This window comes from Geobacter sp. (genome assembly GCF_030834625.1).
GTDB lineage: Bacteria > Desulfobacterota > Desulfuromonadia > Geobacterales > Geobacteraceae > Geobacter.
The window spans coordinates 51,878-70,494 of sequence record NZ_JAUQXO010000055.1 but is presented as its reverse complement, the minus strand read 5'-3'; the positions used below and the strand labels follow the sequence as shown (position 1 = coordinate 70,494).

Here is an 18,617-nt window from a genome sequence, read left to right as displayed (position 1 = left end):
GAGCAAGTTGTCCAGCAAGGGGCAGATAATCATTCCAAAGCAGGTGCGAGAGGCGCATCACTGGCGGACCGGCATGGAGTTCGTCGTAGAGAGCGTAGGCGACGGCATCCTCCTCAGGCCGCGCAAACCGTTTCCTCCTACTCAACTTGAGGATGGCGTCGGCTGTGCGGGCTACAGGGGACCTGCCAAGAGTCTGGCGGAAATGGAGCAGGGCGTCCTTGAAGATGTAAAGCGTAAGTGGCTGAAAGGGGAGAGTAGGTGATCGCTGTTGATACGAATATCCTGGTGCGTTACGTGACCAATGACGATCCGCCCCAGGCAAGGCGAGCGCTCAATATTCTCGGAAGAAAAGAAGACATCTTCATTGCCAAAACCGTCCTTCTGGACACGGAGTGGGTGTTGCGTGCCGTCTATGAATTGCCGGTTGCGTCTATCCTGACGGCGCTTCTCCATATCCTCGGGCTTCCTAACGTTGTCGCGGAAAATCCGGAAGAGGTGTCGCAGGCGCTTGATTACTACGGCAGGGGGCTTGACTTCGCCGATGCCCTGCATCTTGCGTCCAGTTGCCATGCTGATGCTTTTTTCAGCTTTGATGCTGCATGCGTCAAAAGGGGACAAAAGCTTGGTGTCCGGATGGAGAAGGGATAGTATCGGCCTTCGAGCTGGCCATGTGGGCGCCGGTACGCATTTGGGATTTGGCGGAGGAGTTGATCGGACTTTCTGGCTTTCCCCAGACAGGCATTTAAAGAACAGGGGTTTGCCTGTGTCTCAGCATAATTCATCGTTGGTTTCAGGCACCAGGACGCTTCGCGCAGTCTGTCTCGCAATCCTGGTCCTGACGCTGTTTGCCTCAACCGCATCGGCACTCTCGTCCCCCAACATCCCCCTCGACAGCCCTGTCTACTCCTACCTTGAAAAACTGGCAGGTTTCGGGCTGGTGCGGTCCGACGTGGCGGGGATCAAGCCCTTTTCCCGGGCAGAGGCCGCACGGCTTCTGCTGGAGGCGGAATGGAACATGGAGGCGGGGAGCGGTTCGGGAGATCTGGCCTTTGCCCGGACGATCCTGGCGGAGCTTCGCCGCAAGATCCCCCGTGAGGCGGCCCTCTACCGTGAGCCTGACACGGCGCCGGCGGTGGATGTGAACCCGATGTCGAGCGCTCGGGTCCGGTATGTGTACCTGGATGGAAAACCCCGCTCCTACGAGCGGCCGGTCCACGATCCGGGCGACGACGGGGTGTTCGGCATCGGTTCGGGCCTTCGCCCTGCCAACCCCTATCCTTCCCCCGTGCAGCAGCACGGCACCGAGGGAACGTCCCTCATGGAGAACAACGAGGGAATCGTTTACCGCGACGGACACAACGTCGAGGTGCGGTTTAGCGCCGAGGCATCCTTGGGGAGTGTGGCGTCTGCCCTGGTGGAGCCGCAGCTTTCTTACAGCAGGGAAGGTGACGGAGCCACGGTGAAGCTCGTCAAGGGATACCTGAAAATCGGCGGCGGCGGGGCGGAACTGGAGGTGGGGCGCGACGCCAACTGGCTGGGGCTCGGAAGCCGGGGGGCAGTGACCCTGACCAACAATGCCCGGAATTTCGACTTGGTAAAGCTTTCGAGCCCCGAGCCGATTCTGCTGAAGTATGTCGGTGCCCTTAAATATGCCTTCATCGGCTCCCGCTTCGATACGACCGTGACCGACGGCGAGGAGCGCCGCCCCTGGTTTCTCGGGGCGAAACTGTCGGTGAAGCCTGTGGAAAACTTTGAGATTGGCATCAATTATGGGAAGCAGTTCGCCGGACCCGGGGTGGACAACAGTTTCGGCGATTTCGTGCGGGGTATTTTCGGCGGCATGAGCTCCGACAATACCAACAATCTTGCCGGCGTGGAGATGCGTCTGCGTCTGCCGAAGCTGCGCAATACCGAACTCTACGGCGAGTTCTCCGGCGAGGATTCAGCCTCGTTCTGGCCCATCGTGGAGAGCTACGTGGCGGGCGTCTACATCCCCCGCCTCACCGCCAGCGGCAGGGACGACCTGCGCTTCGAGTTCTTCAAGGGGAACAACATACTCTACACCAACAGCACCTTCCCGGGGGGGTACCTCTACAAGGGGATGCCCATTGGCCACTCCCAGGGGGGGGCCGTCATCGAGTTCTATCTCCGCTACAGCCACTGGTTTTCGGTGCGAAACAATCTTGCGCTGGAGTTCTTCCGTACCGACCGGGGCCACGAGGGGAGGGTGACGGTGGATGCTGCCGGCAGGTTCGATCCGAACGGCGTCATGCAGGCCATCGAGAAAAAGCATGCCGGCCGCGTTTCCTGGTCTCTGCCAGTCCATGGCGATCTGGACATGAATCTTCTGTACGGCATTGAGAAGGTGGAAAATGTCGATCTGGTGGCAGGGGAAGACCGGACCAACCAGCTCTTCAAGGCAGAGGTACGGTACCGGTATTGAGTGAGATCGTGAAGGAGTTACCATTTACACTACCGTACGATTTCGCCAGCTCGTTCCGTTAACGCTTCTGCCAACGCCTTTCTCGCCTCTTCCTCGCCATGCACCAGACGGATGGATTTGGGCGCCACGGGGATGCCGCGCACGAAATTGACCAGATCCCTCTGGTCGGCGTGGGCCGAGTAGCCGCTGATGCTGTGGACTGCTGCCCGGAGGGGATAGCTGCCGCCATCCAGGTCGATGAAGGTCTGTTTGCTGGGTTCCATTCTCGTTTTCGCCGCCTCAAGGATATCTCTCCCCGGTGTCCCGTGGGCCTGATAGCCCACGAAGAGGATGTCGGTGCGTGGGTCGCCCATGAGAGCCTTGAGATAGTTGACGATGCGGCCGCCGGCGCACATGCCGCCGGCCGCGATGACCACGCAGGGACGGGCGGTCTTGCGGAGATAGTCCACCGTCCCCTTGTGCTCGGCGTGGCCTTCGATGACCGTCATCTGCTCGAAGGAGAGGGGATGGCGTCCCTGGGAGGCGACTTCCGTTGCTTCCTGATCCCAGAGGTGGCGAAGCCGGTCGTAGACGTCGGTGATGCGCAGCGCCAGAGGGGAGTCGACAATGATCTCCAGCTCGTCCCAGGGAAGGTTCGCGGCGGCCTCGTCATGCCGGTGTTCGGTGATCAGCGATTCGATCTCGTAGAGGAGTTCCTGGGTTCTGCCGATGCTGAAGGCCGGGACGAGGAGTGCCCCCCGGTTTTCAAGTGCCCGGACGATGACCTGCCGCAGTTTCTCCCGCCGTTGTTCCCGCCCCTCGTGAAGGCGATCGCCGTAGGTGGATTCGAGGACCAGGATGTCGGCCCGCTCAGGAGGCGCCGGGTCGGGGAGGAGCGGCGTATAGGGGGCACCCAGGTCGCCGGAGAAGACGACGACCGTAGTGTTGGAATGTAATTCTTTCTTGCTCAATTCACCCGCCACCTCGCACCCCGCACCTTGTACCCTGAGTTCCGCATAGGCCGAGCCGAGGATGTGTCCCGCTTGCTGAAGACGGAGTGACACGTCCGCGCCATCCCAGGAACCGACCTTGTGCCAGGTGCCGTAGGGAAGGGGGACGAGGCGCTTTTTCATGGCCTCGATGAACCGGTCGATGAGCTTTTCGTCCCGGGTAATGCCAATTTTGACGGCATCTTCGAGGACGAGGGGTAGCAGGAGGGCCGAGGCCTCGGTGCACCAGATGGGCCCCTGGAAGCCGGCCCCCATGAGGTGGGGGATGCGGCCGCAATGGTCGATGTGGACATGGGTCAGGACCAGCCCCTGGATCCGGTCGAGCGGAAAGTTGATGAAGGGGGGGTGTTCCTTTCCCTTTCCGGCACGTGCGTCGCTTCCCTGAAGCAGGCCGCAGTCGACGAGGATACTTGCGTTTTCGGTGACGACGAGCTCGTGGCACGACCCGGTTACGCCGTATCGTCCGCCGTGGTGAATGATTTCCATGATCTCCCCCGTAAACATGGTTCGGCAATGATGAAAAATCTAATAATCAAATAACCGTGGCAAGTCAAGGGAGATCAAGGCCCGCCTGGGATAAGCCATTCGACAGGGGGGAGTATTTCCGGTTGACGGGCAGGGGGGGAACAGGGTACTTATCCATGTTCGTTACGCTGTATTGATCATCGTAATTTTTGGGCACGTGAGGGAGCAATGAAGCGATCCATACAATCGGCATTACTTTTTTTCATTGGAGGATTGTTCGTCGTTGCGGCAGTCTGTTGGGCGGTTGAACCCGATGGCACCGGCGACGACTACACCGGCAGCAGGTGGGAAGCTTCCGGGCCTGGCGGTGGCTATGGCGTTCCGGCCACCCCTCAAACCGGTGGGTACATAATGCAGGGAGCCCCCCTGTCGGGGAACGGGTATGGCGTTCAGGGATCCCCACAGCCCGGCGGATATGGCGTAACTGGGCCGGGGGGATATGGCGCACCTCAGGTGCCGGGTGCAACTCAATATCGGGGTGACGCCGAACAGGGGCTTCGTCTTATGGACGAAGGCAGAGAGGTGGGACAGGGGCTGAAACTTCTCCTTAAGGCGGAACCGGGCGACGGAATGGTGTCGCTTACCTGGACGGTGACCGGAGTGCGCCAGAAAGCCGAAGATATCCCTTCCCGGTTTGTGGTGCTGTACGGGACCGAACCGGGGAAGTATCTGAAGGCTGTGCCGGTGGGCGATGCTGCCAGCTTCCGGGTGCGGGAGCTGAAGAACAACCAGATCTATTACTTCAGGGTACAGGGACTTCCCGGCACTGACTCTGGCCGGCGCCAGAGGCAGGCTCTCATTTCGGAAGAGCAGAAGGTTATGCCCGTGCCGGTGGAGGAGATGGGGTCGGCACTGGAGCGGGCCTTTGCCCGCAAGAGCCCCACGCTCCTTGATAAGATCGAGCCTACCCCGGTGGACCGGACTCTCAAGCAGTTCGGTTACGACTTTTTCAGGAACAGCATAGCCAACCTGCCATCAGTGGAGAATCTTCCGGTCGGCTCCGATTATGTTATCGGGCCGGGCGATTCGCTGCGCATCGATGTCTGGGGGAGCCTCCAGGCCCGCTACGATGCTCCGGTGGACCGCAATGGCGAAGTGACCATTCCGCGGGTCGGTGCCGTCAAGGTGTGGGGGCTCACCTATGGACAGGTCAGGGAAGCCATCGACAAGGCCTTTTCCCGATACTACAAAGGGTATGAACTCAACGTCACCCTCGGCAGCCTCAGGACCATCCAGGTGTACGTGGTGGGGGAGGTTGAGGTGCCCGGGACCTATAATGTGAGTTCCCTCGCCACGGTCATCAATGCCCTTGCCGCGGCGGGGGGACCATCCAAGAACGGCAGCCTGCGGTCCATCAGAATTTCCCGCGGCGGCAAGGCGGTCCAGGAGATTGACCTCTACGATATGTTTCTGAGCGGCGACCGGAGCCGCGATATCCGCCTCGAAAACGGCGACACGATCTTCGTGCCGGTAATCGGGCCGGTGGTTGCTGTGGCGGGTGAGGTCAAGCGGCCAGGGATTTACGAGATCAAAGGGAAGTCGACCCTGCCGGGCCTGCTCTCCATGGCGGGTGGGATAACCGCTGCCGGCGATACGGGGCGGATTCAGGTGGAGCGGATCGAGGGGAACAGCACCCGAATAGTCGCCGATTACGTGACCGACGGAAAGTCGCTGGAGACGGAACTGGCGAAAGTCGAGGTACGGGACCACGACATGGTGAACGTCTTCCCGGTCCGCGAGGCGATGCGCGAGGTGGTGACACTGGCGGGGAATGTGGCGCGTCCCGGTGCCTATCAGTTCCGCAAGGGGATGCGGGTGAAGGACATCATTCCCGACGCGTCGGTTCTTATGCCCGAGTCATACCTGGAGAGTGCCGAGATTACTCGTCTCTCGCCCTCCGACTACCGGCGCGAAGTCATGACTTTCAATCTGCGGGAAGCGTTGAAGGGGAATCCGACCGACAACGTGGAGTTGCAGGAGCAGGATACGATCAAGATTTTCTCCCGGGACGAGATGGTGGAGCGTCCCAGGGTTTCGATCAGCGGGCAGGTGGTGAATCCCGGCATCTACGACTATTCCCTCCGAATGACGGTCCGGGATCTGGTGACCGCTGCCGGAAGTCCCAAGCGAAACGCCTATCTGGAGAGCGCCGAACTGACAAGGGTGGCCGTTGGCGGCAGCAGTGCAAAGGCGTCCCGCCTGGAAATCAACCTGGGCAAGGCCCTTGCCGGGGATCCGGCCCATAACCTGGTCCTGGAGCCGGAGGATGCCCTGATCGTACGCGGAATCGAGAACTGGCTTGAGGCCACCGATCGTTTCGTGACCCTGAGGGGCGAGGTGAAATTCCCCGGAACCTACTCCATTGCCAAGGGGGAACGGTTGAGCTCGGTCATCGAGCGGGCTGGCGGCTACACCGAAAAGGCTTACCTGAAGGGGGCCAAGTTCAAGCGGAAGTCGGTTCGGGACGAACAGCAGAAGCGGATGGACGAGGTGATCTCGCGGACCGAGCAGGAGATTCTCCGCAAGCAGGGGGAGCTGGCGGCGGTTGCGGCCTCCAAGGAGGAGCTCGACGCGACCCGCACGGCCCTGGAAGGGCTCCTGAAGAGTCTGACCAAGCTTAAGGAGTCCCGGGCCGAGGGGCGGGTGGTGATCAGGCTTTCCCAGCTTGATGAATTCAGAAAGTCCCCCTACGACCTGGAGCTCATGGGGGGAGACATCCTCGAGGTGCCCCAGGTTTCCAGCGTCGTGAACGTCATGGGGCAGGTCTACAACCCCACCTCCTTCGTCCACCTACCGGGCGAGGATGTGGCCCACTACCTGAAAGATGCTGGCGGCCCCACGCGGGACGGCGAAGAAGACGACATGTACGTCATCAGCGCCGACGGGTCCGTCCTCAGTCGCCAGCAGTCATCGTTCGGCATCAACTGGAGTGACTCCCAGCGCCGCTGGACCTTCGGCGGTTTCATGGCAACGGCCCTCGATCCGGGTGATACCCTGGTTGTGCCTCAGAAGCTCGAACGGATCGCCTGGATGAGGGAGATCAAGGACATCACCACGATTCTGTCGCAGATTGCCTTGGCCGCCGGGGTGATTATTGCGCTGTAGGAGAGACGCAACATGGCTGATCCGATGAGAAATGAACAGATCGTCGAAGAGGACGAGATCAACCTTCTGGAACTGTTGCAGGTGCTGGTGCGGCGAAAGCGTCTGATTATAGTGATGTGCGCTGTCGCCGCACTCCTTTCGGTGGCATACAGTCTTACCCTTCCCAATATTTATACGGCCACCGCGCGGGTGCTCCCCCCCCAGAAAGACGGGGGTGGCGGCCTGTCGGCCATGCTGGGTCAGGCAGGGGCACTTGCCGGGCTGGCAGGCGTCGGGGGGCTTGGTGGCGGGGCAGATCTCTATGTGGGAATTCTGAAAAGCCGTTCGGTTGCCGATGCGGTGATCAAAAAGCTCGACCTTCAGAAAGAACTGAAGACCAAGACCCCCGATGAATCACGGGCGGCATTGCAGGGGATGGTAAAGATTCAGGCGGGCAAGGACGGGATTATTTCGGTGGCTGCTGACAGCAATAATCCTCAACTGGCGGCTCGACTGGCTAATACGTTCGTTGATGAGCTGGGAAAGAAAAGTGTCGAACTGAATCTGACAAAAGCCGGAACGGAACGGATTTTTCTGGAGAAGCGGCTTGACGTGGTAAGGACCGATCTCAAGAAGGCGGAAGAGGCGATCCGGGGATTCCAGGAGAAGAACCGGGCTTTCAAGGTTGACGCCCAGGCCACTGCCACGATCGAAGGAGCTGCGAAACTCAAGGCAGAGATCGTCTCGAAAGAGGTGCAGCTTGCCTCGCTGCGTAGTTTCCAGACCAACGAGAACCCCGAAGTGAAGGCCGTTGAGGCTGCCCTTGCCAAGCTCAGGGGGCAATTGGGCGCCCTCACCGGAGGGGGAAGAAGCAACGACCTGATGCTGTCTGCCGGTTCCATGCCGGGCCTGGGGCTTGAGTACGTGAGACTCATGCGTGAGGTGAAGACCCAGGAGGCCATTTTCGAGCAACTGACCAAACAGTACGAGATGGCCAAGCTGGGAGAGGCTAAGGACTCTTCTTCGATTCAGGTGCTCGACGAGGCAGTTGTTCCCCAACAGAAGAGCAAGCCCAAGCGGTCCCTGATCGTTATCCTGTCGACGGTCACGGCGTTTTTTGTGGGGATTTTCATTGCGTTCTTTCAGGAATATACCCAGAAAATGAGCGACGAGGACCGAAACCGGTGGAACGAGATCAGGGAATCTCTCTCGCTGTCCCGTGCCCGGCGCGATTGACCGGTGTGAGGCGATATGCGTTGAATGAAAACCGCATGAACGATAGTGCCAAGAAATTCCCTTTCCTTCGTTTCATTCTCCTTGCGGGTTGGGGGGGGGCCATCCTCTGGCTCTCCCTTGATCCGGCGCCGCCGCAGCCCTCCATGGGGCCCTTTGCGTGGGACAAATTCCAGCACGCCACTGCCTATGGGCTCCTGGCCCTGCTGTGGGGAAATTTTCTGGTGACGTACCGCCACTGCCGCCGTCGCTGCTGGCTCATGGCTTTTGCGGGGTCCGTCGTGTTCGGCGCCCTCCTGGAGATGGCTCAGGGAGTCCTGACTACCGCCAGGAGCGCCGAGTTCGGCGACCTTATGGCTGATGCGGTGGGGGCAGGTGCCGTGAGCCTCGCGGCAGCGGTCTGGAGTGCGAGAAGGATGTCCTTGGCTTTTGTCGTGGCCTTGACGCTTCTTTCGGGGACACAGGGGGCCCATGCTGCTGACAACGGCGGGGTGGGCGCCTTTGTGAGCGATGAGGCCGTGACGCTTCGCGATGAGGCTGGGGAGTTTCTCGCCGCTCCCTTCCGGACCGACAACAGCGCCATTTGGGGTACACTGGCCGTTGCCGGAGCAGTGGGTGTCACCTCCCTCTATGACGACGACATCCGGGACGAAGTACGGCGGAGCAGGGGAAGGACCCTTGATCGGGCTACCGATGCGGGGAACATCGTCGGCCATCCCCTTCTTCACCTGGGGGTCGCCGGCGCCGTCTGGGGCGGAGGGCTCCTCGCCGATTCCCCCCGGTGGCGCGACACGGGGCTCATGATGGGTGAGGCGGCGGTCATTGCCGATGCCGCCACCTTTGTCCTGAAACAGTCCGTCGGCCGTGCCCGTCCCCTTACGGGGAGCGGCAAGGGGAGTTTCCGGCCGTTCCAGTTCGAGTCCGATTTCGATTCATTCCCGTCCATGCACACGGCCAGCTCCTTTGCCATGGCCTCGGTCCTCACCCGGACGTCGGGGAGTGTGACGGTGGGGGTCCTTTCATACGCCACTGCCGCCTTCGTGGGTTTTTCGCGCATGTACGACGACAGGCACTGGGCCACTGATGTGCTGCTGGGCGCCGCCATCGGCGAGCTTGCCGGCCGGGTGGTCACGAACCATTACGCACGGAAGGGGAGCGTGGCGGTGGTTCCGTCGGTAAGCGGCTCGTCGGCTGGCCTGGCGCTGGTCAAAAAATTCTAGGAAGCCGGTCCCGGAGGTTTAGGTATGCTTTCCGCAGTCATTTTCGATTTTGACGGCATCATTGTCGATACCGAGCCCCTCCACTACCGGGCTTTTCAGGCGATTCTGGAGCCCCTGGGGCTCGGGTACGCCTGGGAGGAGTACGTGAACCTCTACATGGGATTCGACGACCGCGATGCCTTCCGCGAGGCGTTCAGGGTGCACGGCAGGACGCTGGGCGACCATGAGCTGGAGCAGCTTATCGACCGCAAGGCCGCGGCGTTCCAGGATATTATCTCCGACGGCGTCGCCCCCTATCCCGGCGTCGTCGAACTCATCATCTCCATCAACGGCACGCTGCCTCTGGCGCTCTGCAGCGGAGCCCTGCGAAGCGATATCCTGCCCATTCTGGCGGGGCTCGGCCTCTTGGATGCCTTTGACGTGATGGTTACCGCCGAAGAGGTGAGCGCCAGCAAGCCTGACCCTGCAAGCTATGCCCTTGCCGTGGAGCGGCTCGCCTCGGTTTTCCCCGATCAGGGGATTCTTCCCGCCCGCTGTATCGCCATCGAGGATACTCCTGCCGGTATCGCCTCGGCCACCGGCGCCGGTATTCCCGTTATCGCGGTCACCAACAGCTATCCCGCCGAAAAGCTCGTCGCGGCGCGCAGGGTGGTGGACTCCCTTGCGGGGCTTACCGTGGCGGATCTCGCTGGTTCAGTTGCCCGGTAGCAAGGGAGCGATGTGGTTACTGCATAGTTCGATCTCGTCATTTTCTGTCTTGCTGTCTCATTATCCCCCCATGCCCCTTCCCATCGAAAACATCCTGCCGCGGCTCGCGGATGCCCTTCAGGCCCAAAACGCCGTCGTGCTCCAGGCGCCGCCCGGGGCCGGCAAAACGACGCGGGTTCCCCTTGCGCTCCTGGACGCCCCCTGGCTCCAGGGGAAGGGGATCGTCATGCTCGAGCCGCGCCGTCTGGCCGCCACCAACGCTGCCCGCTGGATGGCGTCCACCCTTGGCGAGGAGGTGGGGGGGACTGTTGGCTACACCATCCGCTTTGACCGGAGAGTGTCGCGGCGTACCCGGGTGGAGGTGGTGACCGAGGGGGTTCTCACCCGCCGCCTCCAGGCTGACCCGCTTCTCGACGGGGTAGGTGCGGTGATCTTCGACGAGTTCCACGAGCGGAGCATCCACGCCGACCTGGCCCTGGCCCTCTGCCGCGATGTGCAGCAGGGGCTGCGGGAGGAGCTGCGGATCATTGTCATGTCGGCGACCCTCGATGCCGCTCCGGTGGCCGATCTTCTCGGCGGCGCCCCCGTCATTGCGAGCGAGGGGCGGAGTTTCCCCGTGGATGTCCGCTACCTCCCCGAGGAGCCCCGCGACGACCTCCCTGCCGCGGTCTCCCACGCCGTCCGCACTGCCCTTGCCGCCACGGAGGGGGACATTCTTGCCTTTCTGCCGGGGGCGGGGGAGATTCGCCGCTGCCGGCACCTGCTTGAGGAGGGGGGGCCGCTCCCCTCCTCACCCCTCATCACCCCCCTCTACGGCGATCTCCCCTTTGCCGAGCAGGAGCGGGCCATTATCCCTGGCGAGCGGCGCAAGGTGGTGCTCGCCACCAACATCGCCGAGACAAGCCTCACCATCGAAGGAGTGCGGGTGATCATCGACAGCGGCTTCTGCCGGCGGCTTCGCTTTGATCCCGCGTCGGGCCTGGACCGGCTCGCGACGGAGCGGATATCGGCCGCTTCTGCCACCCAGCGGACGGGGCGAGCCGGCCGGCTCGGGCCGGGCATCTGCTACCGCCTCTGGACAGACCACGCCCAGCGGAGTCTCATTCCCGCCGACCCCCCCGAGATCACGATCTCCGACCTGGCGCCGGTGGCCCTGGATCTGGCTGCCTGGGGGGTGGCCGACCCCCTGTCCCTCTCGTGGCTCACCCCCCCTCCCAAAGCTTCTTTCGAGGAGGCACGCCAGCTTCTCGTACAGCTCGAAGCCCTTGACCGCAACGGCATGATCACCGATGTCGGCCGACGGATGGCGGAGCTTCCGGTCCATCCCCGGCTTGCCCACATGCTCGTCCGAGCCGTAGGGAGGGGCTTTGGCCCCCTTGCCTGCGACGTGGCGGCGATAATGTCGGAGCGCGACATCGTGAAGGCTTCCGGCGTATCCGTTGCGGAGCGGAGTGAGAGCGATATGTTCGTTCGGGTGGAGGCGCTGGAGGGGTGGCGGTCGGGACGGCGCGCCGCCGGGGTCGATGCCGCAGCCTGCCGCGCCGTTGACCGCTCTGCCCAGCACCTGCGCCGGTTGCTCAATCAGGGGAAGGGAGATGCCCGTGACGCCGCGGATGCCGATACAGTGGGACTCCTTCTGGCCTGGGCCTACCCTGACCGGATCGCGCTGTGCCGCGGCGATGACGGACGACGGTATCTTCTCGCCGGCGGACGCGGGGCGCTTCTTTCCGAGCGAAGCTCGGTTCATGACGAGCCGCTTCTGGTGGCCCACGTGGTTGAGCGGGGCGAGCGGGGAGACGACCTGATCCGCCAGGCGAGCGTCCTGGCCCGGGAAATTTTCAGGAGGGAGTTCGCCGCCGGCATCGTGAGGCAGCGGACTGTCTCCTGGAATGATCGGGAGGGGAGGGTGACAAGCCAGGAGGAAGAGCGGTTCGGCGCCCTCGTGCTGGCGAGCAGGCCCGCCGCTGCCACTGCCGATGAGGTCCGGAGCGCCCTGGTCGAGGGGATCGTGAAAGGGCCCGGGCTGTCGGTTCTCCGCTGGTCAGCGGCCGCGCGCCGGTTCAGGGCGCGGGTGCGGCTCATGGCCCGCCTGTTCCCCGAGGAGGGGTGGCCCGATCTTTCCGGCGAGACCCTCCTGGCAACCCTCGGCGACTGGCTCGGGCCCCACCTGGACGGGGTCAGGCGTCTTGCCGACGTGGCCTCGGTCGATCTCCTGCAGCCCCTTCAGGCGCTCCTTCCCTGGAACATGCTCCGCCGCCTGGATGAAGGGGCGCCGACGCATCTTGTCGTCCCAAGCGGCTCGCGGGTCCCCCTCGACTACGGGGACGACGGGACACCGGCCCTGGCGGTGAAGCTTCAGGAGATGTTCGGTCTTGCCGATACACCCACGGTGGCGTGGGGGAGGGTGCCGGTTGTTGTACATCTCCTGTCGCCGGCCGGGCGTCCCCTCCAGGTGACCGCCGATCTGCGAGGCTTCTGGAATGGCGCCTACCAGGAGGTGAAAAAGGAGATGCGCGGGCGCTACCCGAGGCATCCCTGGCCCGATGACCCGTGGAGTGCCGTCCCGACGCGCAGGACGAAGGGGCGTATGTAGTGAGCTGGTGAGTTGGTTTACGGGATGTTGCTGAAATAGAGGGTGCCGTCCGCCTGGACGATCCGGCGAATGGCATCGGCCGTGCGGCGGCTGCCGGCGCTCCCCGCGGCCGGTCCCCCCGCAAGGAAGGTGGAGGTGATGTTGGTGTCGCCCCGCCACGCCTCGAAGTGGAGGTGGGGGCCCGTCGAGCGTCCCGTGGAGCCCGAGAGGGCAATGGGAGAGCTGCCGTCAACCTCGTCCCCTTCCGCCACCAGGTTGACTGAATTATGGGCATAGAGGGTTATGGTGCCGTCTCCGTGGTCCACTATGACCATGTTGCCGTAGCCGCCGCGCACCCCGGCGAAGCTCACCCTTCCCGGCGCCACCGGCCGGACCGCGGTTCCTTCGGCAACGGCGATGTCGATTCCGTGGTGTTCGCGCAGGGTGCCGTTGATGGGATCGTGGCGCAGCCCCACCAGGGAGGAGATCCTCCCCTGGACCGGGAGGGAGGGGGAAAGCGCGGGCGTTGATGCCAGCGAAGGCTTCGCGCCGATGCCGGTGGCGGTCAGATGCCCCGGGATGCTCCTTTTTCCGCTGCGGCGGGCGGCAGACCGCTCCTTCATGACCAGTGTCGCGCCGTTTTTCCCGGGGGCGTCGGTAAAGCAGACCACCCCCTCTTCATCCACGTAGCGATAGATGTCGGCGAGCCCTTCCCGGGGGAGGGCGATAACGAGAGCAGCGATTATGATGGTGTTTATTCTCATGGTCTGGACTCACCGGTACTATACCTATCGGCATCCCGGCCCGCAAGCTTGAGGAGAGAGTTTCTTTCTTTGCGTGCCTCTGTTTTGTGCATCGGGATTCAGTTTGTGCCTTGTTTTTAGGCTGATGTTTTGCCGTCAGCGGGGTCCGAGAGTTGTATTGTCTGGCAACATGTTATAATTGCTGTGCTAATCACCTCGTTTCGTTTTGGGCAAAGTATTTGCTTTGCCCATGACATCACCGGCAGGCAAGGTCCCCCTGGAATCTTGCTTTTAAACCCCGACACACCTATAATCGGCCCGTTTTAAACTATTTCCAAGAGGGGGTACTGTGCCTTGAAAAAAGTCGAAGCGATCATAAAGCCGTTCAAGCTGGACGAGGTCAAGGAGGCCCTGAACGAGATCGGCATCCAGGGGATTACGGTTGCCGAGGTGAAGGGGTTCGGCAGGCAGAAAGGGCACACTGAGCTCTACCGCGGCGCTGAATACGTGGTTGATTTCATTCCCAAGATCAAGATGGAGATCATTGTCAGCGATGACATTGTCGGAAAGGTCGTGGAGACCATCGAGCAGGCAGCCAAGACCGGGCGTATCGGTGACGGCAAGATTTTCGTGACGGCGGTGGAGGAAGTTATCCGCATCCGCACCGGAGAACGGGGCGAGGACGCGCTGTAGCGCCTTATTAATACAAAACTAGCAGTTACCACGAAAGGAGACGTGTAGATGACACCTCAAGAAGTAGTAAGCTTCGCCAAGGAAAACGGCGCTCTGATGGTTGATTTCAAATTCATGGACTTTGTCGGGACGTGGCAGCATATTTCCGTGCCCATTACGGAGTTCAGCGAGGATACCTTCGAGGAGGGGCAGGGGTTCGATGGCTCTTCCATCCGCGGCTGGCAGCCGATTCATGCTTCAGACATGATTCTTCTTCCCGATCCTGAAACGGCGAAGATGGACCCCTTTGTGGCGGTTCCGACCCTGTCGCTGATCTGCAACGTTTTCGATCCGATCACCAAGGAAGACTACTCCCGCGATCCCCGCAACATCGCCCGCAAGGCCGAGGCGTACCTGAAGTCCACCGGCATCGGCGATACCGCCTTCTTCGGCCCCGAGGCCGAGTTCTTCATCTTTGACGAAGTCCGCTACGACTCCAGCGCCAACCAGTCCTTCTACATGGTCGACTCCGTGGAGGGAGCCTGGAACACCGGCCGCGAGGAGTTCCCGAACCTGGGCTACAAGCCGCGCCACAAGGAGGGCTACTTCCCCCTCTCTCCCACCGATTCCCAGAATGATCTCCGCAACGAGATGGTGATGGAGCTCCAGAAGGTCGGTATCCGGGTCGAGTGCCAGCACCACGAAGTTGCCTCCGGCGGCCAGGCCGAGATCGACATGCGCTTCTCCTCCCTGGTGGACATGGCCGACCAGCTCCAGTGGTTCAAGTACGTCATCAAGAACGTTGCCAACAGAAACAGCAAGACCGTTACCTTCATGCCAAAGCCCCTTTACGGCGACAACGGTTCCGGCATGCACTGCCACATGTCCATCTGGAAGGCTGGTCAGAACCTCTTCGCCGGCGACAAGTACGGTGGGCTCTCCCAGATGGCTCTCTGGTACATCGGCGGCATCATCAAGCACGCCAAGGCCCTCTGCGCCATCACCAACCCGACCACCAACTCCTACAAACGTCTGGTGCCGGGCTTCGAGGCTCCGGTGAACATGGCATACTCCAGCCGCAACCGCTCGGCTTCCATCCGGATCCCGATGCTCTCTTCCAACCCGAAGGCCAAGCGGATCGAGTACCGGACTCCCGACCCCTCCTGCAACGGTTACCTTGCCTTCGCCGCCATGCTCATGGCAGGCCTCGACGGCATCGAGAACAAGATCGATCCGGGGCAGCCGCTTGACAAGGACATCTACGGTCTTTCCCCCGAAGAGCTCAAGGACATCCCGTCGGCTCCGGGGAGCCTTGAGGAGGCCCTCAACGCCCTCAAGGACGACCACGAGTTCCTCCTGAAGGGTGACGTCTTCACCCCCGACGTCATCGAGAAATGGATCGAATACAAGACCGAGGCCGAAGTCAACCCGGTCCGGATGCGCCCGGTTCCCATCGAGTTCGCCCTCTACTACGACATCTAGGCCGTTCGTCACCACGGCGCCAACACGGAAAGGCGGGAGCGATCCCGCCTTTCTCTTTTGCCCTGTTTCCCCGTATCCCGAAGCCAAACCGTTCTTGACTTTCCGCAGCCGTTCCGGCTACTATGCTCCGTTATGACACGCCAAACCAGGCAAATTCACGTAGGAAACGTCCCCGTCGGCGGGGGAGCCCCCTGCTCGGTGCAGTCCATGTGCAGCGCCGACACCCGCGACGTGGCAGCCACCCTCGACCAGATTCGGGCCTTGGCTTCCGCCGGCTGCGAGATTGTCCGCTGCGCCGTCCCCGACATGGCGGCCGCCGAAGCATTGGGCGAGATCAAGGGGCAGAGCCCGATCCCGGTCATTGCCGACATCCACTTCGACTACCGCCTCGCCCTGAGGGTTCTTGAAGGGGGGATCGACGGCCTGCGCCTCAACCCCGGCAACATCGGCGAGCGGTGGAAGGTGGAGGAAGTAGTGAAGGCAGCCCGGGAGCGCCTCGTGCCGATCCGGATCGGCGTCAATGCCGGCTCCCTGGAGAAGGAACTCCTCGAAAAGTACGGCCACCCCACCGCCGAGGCAATGGCGGAGTCGGCCCTGGGCCACGTCCGCATCCTCGAAGAGATCGGCTACGATCAGATCAAGATTTCCCTCAAGGCTTCCGACGTCATGAAGACCGTCGAAGCCTACCGGCTCCTGGCCCAACAGGTCGATTACCCCCTCCACATCGGCATAACCGAAGCGGGCACCATCTTCTCCGGCACCATAAAGTCATCGGTCGGGCTCGGCATCCTGCTTGCCGACGGCATCGGCGACACCATGCGGGTATCGCTCACCGGCGACCCGGTGGACGAGGTGCGGGTCGGCTTCGAGATCCTCAAGGCTTTGGGGCTGCGGCAGCGGGGAATCAATTTTGTTTCCTGCCCCACCTGCGGCCGGTGCCAGATCAACCTGATCGGCGTGGCCGAAGAGGTGGAGAACCGTCTTGCCGCCATCGATGCCCACCTCACCGTTGCGGTCATGGGGTGCGTGGTGAACGGTCCGGGCGAGGCCCGGGAGGCCGACGTGGGGATCGCCGGAGGCCGGGGCGAAGGGCTTCTCTTCCGCCACGGCGAGATCGTCCGGAAGGTCCCCGAGGGCGAGATGGCTGATGCCCTTGTGGCCGAGGTTGAGCAGATGGCCAAGAAAAACACACACTCTTAGAGGTTCGTTAATGCGTTATTCCCAGTACTTTGTTCCCACGGTCAAGGAAACCCCTTCCGACGCCGAGGTTGTTTCCCACCAGCTCATGCTCCGGGCCGGCATGATCCGCAAGCTTGCTGCCGGCATCTACAACTATCTTCCCCTGGGGCTTCGCTCCATCCGCAAGGTGGAACAGATCGTACGTGAGGAGATGAACCGGGCCGGCGCCATCGAACTCCTCATGCCCAGCGTCCAACCGGCAGAACTCTGGCAGGAGTCGAAGCGGTGGGAGCAGTACGGCAAGGAGCTTCTCCGCTTCAAGGACAGGAAAGACGCCGAATTCTGCTTCGGCCCCACTCACGAAGAGGTGATTACCGACCTCGTCCGTCGCGAGGTGAAGAGCTACCGGCAGATGCCGCTGAATCTCTACCAGGTCCAGTCCAAGTTTCGGGACGAGATCCGTCCCCGATTCGGTCTCATGCGGGGCCGCGAGTTCATCATGAAGGACGCCTATTCCTTCGATGTGAGCTCCGAGGCGGCCGACAGCTCCTACGACAAGATGTACCAGGCCTACCGCCGCATCTTCCAGCGCTGTGGCCTCAGGTTCCGGGCCGTTGAGGCCGATACCGGTTCCATCGGCGGTTCGTCGTCCCATGAATTCATGGTGCTTGCCGATTCGGGTGAGGACGCCATCGTCTCCTGCTCCGCCTGCGAGTATGCCGCCAACGTGGAGAAGGCCGAGGCCCGGCTCTTCCCGGCCGAGCATGCCGAGCCCCGTGACCTGGAAAAGGTGGAGACTCCTCAGAAGCGGAGCGTCGAAGAGGTGACCGCTTTCCTCGGCATTCCCGCCTCGTCGCTGGTGAAAACCCTTCTCTATGTGGCCGACGGCGAGCCGGTGGCGGCCTTGGTGCGGGGTGACCACGATCTGAACGAGATCAAGCTCAAGAACCTGCTGGGGTGTGAAGAGCTGGAGATGGCCGGGGAGGATGTCGTGGAGCGGGTGACTGGCGCCCCCGTCGGCTTCGCCGGTCCCGTGGGGCTGAAGATCAGGATCGTCGCCGACCTGGCAGTCCAGGGAATGAAAAACTTCGTCGCCGGCGGTAACGCCCGCGATCTCCATTTCAAAAACGTGGACATTGGCCGTGATTTCAAGCCGGCACGCATTGCCGACATTCGCAATGTGGTCCACGGCGACCCCTGTCCCCGTTGCGAGGGGGGGCACCTGGAGATGTGGCGCGGCATCGAGGTGGGGCACGTCTTCAAGCTCGGGACCAAGTACTCCGAGGCCCTCCGGGCCACCTACCTGGATGCCGACGGCAAGGAGCAGGTCATCTTTATGGGGTGCTACGGCATCGGCATCAGCCGGACCGTGGCTGCTTGCATCGAGCAGAACCACGACGCCGACGGCATCATCTTTCCGATCCCCATTGCCCCGTTCCACTGCATCATCTCGGCGGTCAGCACCAAGGATGCGGAGGTCTTGGCTGCGTGCGAAGAGCTCTACCGCACCCTCGCCGCCGCCGGTGTAGAGGTCCTCTTCGACGACCGCGACGAGCGTCCCGGCTCCAAGTTCAAGGACGCCGACCTCATCGGCATTCCGCTGCGGCTGGTTGTCGGGAGCAAGAACCTGGCAGAGGGGAAGGTGGAGCTCAAGGTCCGCAAAGGGGGCGATGTTTCCCTCCTGCCGCTGTCCGAGGCGGTGGAAAGGGTCAAGGCACTGGTCGTCGCGGCCCTCAACCAGTAACTATCCAAGGAGACACTGCACGC

Annotated in this window: 14 protein-coding genes; 12 read left to right on the top strand and 2 right to left on the bottom strand. The window is 62.1% G+C overall.

Features of this window, described 5'->3' with window-relative positions; genetic code table 11:
• The 3 genes from RCH91_RS13425 to RCH91_RS13415 form a co-directional block, all read left to right on the top strand.
• The coding region (locus RCH91_RS13425; protein ID WP_306535473.1) for an AbrB/MazE/SpoVT family DNA-binding domain-containing protein at positions 1 to 262 on the top strand (262 nt) is incomplete at its 5' end.
• Positions 259 to 648, top strand: a complete 390-nt coding sequence (locus RCH91_RS13420; protein ID WP_306535472.1) for a type II toxin-antitoxin system VapC family toxin — start codon at positions 259 to 261, stop codon at positions 646 to 648. The genes RCH91_RS13425 and RCH91_RS13420, both read left to right, overlap by 4 nt.
• A gap of 115 nt (positions 649 to 763) precedes the next feature.
• Entirely contained in the window at positions 764 to 2,443 is a 1,680-nt protein-coding gene (locus RCH91_RS13415; RefSeq protein ID WP_306535471.1) for a capsule assembly Wzi family protein, read from the top strand.
• A 29-nt stretch (positions 2,444 to 2,472) separates the two neighbouring features.
• On the opposite strand, the gene RCH91_RS13410 is transcribed toward RCH91_RS13415, so the two are convergent.
• Entirely contained in the window at positions 2,473 to 3,918 is a 1,446-nt protein-coding gene (locus RCH91_RS13410; RefSeq protein WP_306535470.1) for an MBL fold metallo-hydrolase RNA specificity domain-containing protein, read from the bottom strand.
• Positions 3,919 to 4,461: 543 nt separating this feature from the next.
• On the opposite strand from RCH91_RS13410, the gene RCH91_RS13405 reads away from it, so the two are divergent.
• The 5 genes from RCH91_RS13405 (at position 4,462) to hrpB (ending at position 12,795) form a co-directional block, all read left to right on the top strand.
• Positions 4,462 to 7,062 (top strand): SLBB domain-containing protein, encoded by a 2,601-nt coding sequence (locus RCH91_RS13405; RefSeq protein ID WP_306535469.1) that lies wholly within the window; start codon positions 4,462 to 4,464, stop codon positions 7,060 to 7,062.
• Between the two features lie 12 nt (positions 7,063 to 7,074).
• Positions 7,075 to 8,277, top strand: coding sequence for a Wzz/FepE/Etk N-terminal domain-containing protein (locus RCH91_RS13400; RefSeq protein ID WP_306535468.1), 1,203 nt, complete (start codon positions 7,075 to 7,077; stop codon positions 8,275 to 8,277).
• A gap of 35 nt (positions 8,278 to 8,312) precedes the next feature.
• Positions 8,313 to 9,494 carry a VanZ family protein gene (locus tag RCH91_RS13395; RefSeq protein ID WP_306535467.1) on the top strand — a complete coding sequence of 394 codons (1,182 nt, stop codon included), beginning with the start codon at positions 8,313 to 8,315 and terminating at the stop codon, positions 9,492 to 9,494.
• 24 nt (positions 9,495 to 9,518) lie between these two features.
• Positions 9,519 to 10,202, top strand: coding sequence for an HAD family phosphatase (locus RCH91_RS13390; protein ID WP_306535465.1), 684 nt, complete (start codon positions 9,519 to 9,521; stop codon positions 10,200 to 10,202).
• A 70-nt stretch (positions 10,203 to 10,272) separates the two neighbouring features.
• Positions 10,273 to 12,795 carry an ATP-dependent helicase HrpB gene (hrpB, locus tag RCH91_RS13385; RefSeq protein WP_306535464.1) on the top strand — a complete coding sequence of 841 codons (2,523 nt, stop codon included), beginning with the start codon at positions 10,273 to 10,275 and terminating at the stop codon, positions 12,793 to 12,795.
• Positions 12,796 to 12,812: 17 nt separating this feature from the next.
• On the opposite strand, the gene RCH91_RS13380 is transcribed toward hrpB, so the two are convergent.
• Positions 12,813 to 13,538 carry a M23 family metallopeptidase gene (locus RCH91_RS13380; RefSeq protein WP_306535463.1) on the bottom strand — a complete coding sequence of 242 codons (726 nt, stop codon included), beginning with the start codon at positions 13,536 to 13,538 and terminating at the stop codon, positions 12,813 to 12,815.
• A gap of 333 nt (positions 13,539 to 13,871) precedes the next feature.
• Here RCH91_RS13380 and RCH91_RS13375 point away from each other — a divergent pair, with 333 nt between their 5' ends.
• The 4 genes from RCH91_RS13375 to RCH91_RS13360 all read left to right on the top strand — a co-directional run bounded on the left by RCH91_RS13375 (position 13,872) and on the right by RCH91_RS13360 (position 18,594).
• Positions 13,872 to 14,210 carry a P-II family nitrogen regulator gene (locus tag RCH91_RS13375; protein WP_306535462.1) on the top strand — a complete coding sequence of 113 codons (339 nt, stop codon included), beginning with the start codon at positions 13,872 to 13,874 and terminating at the stop codon, positions 14,208 to 14,210.
• Positions 14,211 to 14,258: 48 nt separating this feature from the next.
• A complete protein-coding gene (gene glnA / locus RCH91_RS13370; protein ID WP_306535461.1) occupies positions 14,259 to 15,671 on the top strand; it encodes a type I glutamate--ammonia ligase in 1,413 nt (470 codons plus the stop codon).
• A gap of 132 nt (positions 15,672 to 15,803) precedes the next feature.
• Positions 15,804 to 16,871 carry a flavodoxin-dependent (E)-4-hydroxy-3-methylbut-2-enyl-diphosphate synthase gene (gene ispG, locus RCH91_RS13365; RefSeq protein WP_306535460.1) on the top strand — a complete coding sequence of 356 codons (1,068 nt, stop codon included), beginning with the start codon at positions 15,804 to 15,806 and terminating at the stop codon, positions 16,869 to 16,871.
• Positions 16,872 to 16,881: 10 nt separating this feature from the next.
• Positions 16,882 to 18,594, top strand: coding sequence for a proline--tRNA ligase (locus RCH91_RS13360; RefSeq protein WP_306535459.1), 1,713 nt, complete (start codon positions 16,882 to 16,884; stop codon positions 18,592 to 18,594).
• Positions 18,595 to 18,617 lie beyond the last annotated feature (23 nt).

Bases quoted from the DNA above. Each gene is read 5' to 3' on its own strand.
- RCH91_RS13410 (WP_306535470.1), bottom strand. From the start codon at position 3,918: ATGGAAATCATTCACCACGGCGGACGATACGGCGTAACCGGGTCGTGC.
- RCH91_RS13405 (WP_306535469.1), top strand. From the start codon at position 4,462: ATGGACGAAGGCAGAGAGGTGGGACAGGGGCTGAAACTTCTCCTTAAG.
- RCH91_RS13400 (WP_306535468.1), top strand. From the start codon at position 7,075: ATGGCTGATCCGATGAGAAATGAACAGATCGTCGAAGAGGACGAGATC.
- RCH91_RS13395 (WP_306535467.1), top strand. From the start codon at position 8,313: ATGAACGATAGTGCCAAGAAATTCCCTTTCCTTCGTTTCATTCTCCTT.
- RCH91_RS13390 (WP_306535465.1), top strand. From the start codon at position 9,519: ATGCTTTCCGCAGTCATTTTCGATTTTGACGGCATCATTGTCGATACC.
- hrpB (WP_306535464.1), top strand. From the start codon at position 10,273: ATGCCCCTTCCCATCGAAAACATCCTGCCGCGGCTCGCGGATGCCCTT.
- RCH91_RS13380 (WP_306535463.1), bottom strand. From the start codon at position 13,538: ATGAGAATAAACACCATCATAATCGCTGCTCTCGTTATCGCCCTCCCC.
- glnA (WP_306535461.1), top strand. From the start codon at position 14,259: ATGACACCTCAAGAAGTAGTAAGCTTCGCCAAGGAAAACGGCGCTCTG.
- ispG (WP_306535460.1), top strand. From the start codon at position 15,804: ATGACACGCCAAACCAGGCAAATTCACGTAGGAAACGTCCCCGTCGGC.
- RCH91_RS13360 (WP_306535459.1), top strand. From the start codon at position 16,882: ATGCGTTATTCCCAGTACTTTGTTCCCACGGTCAAGGAAACCCCTTCC.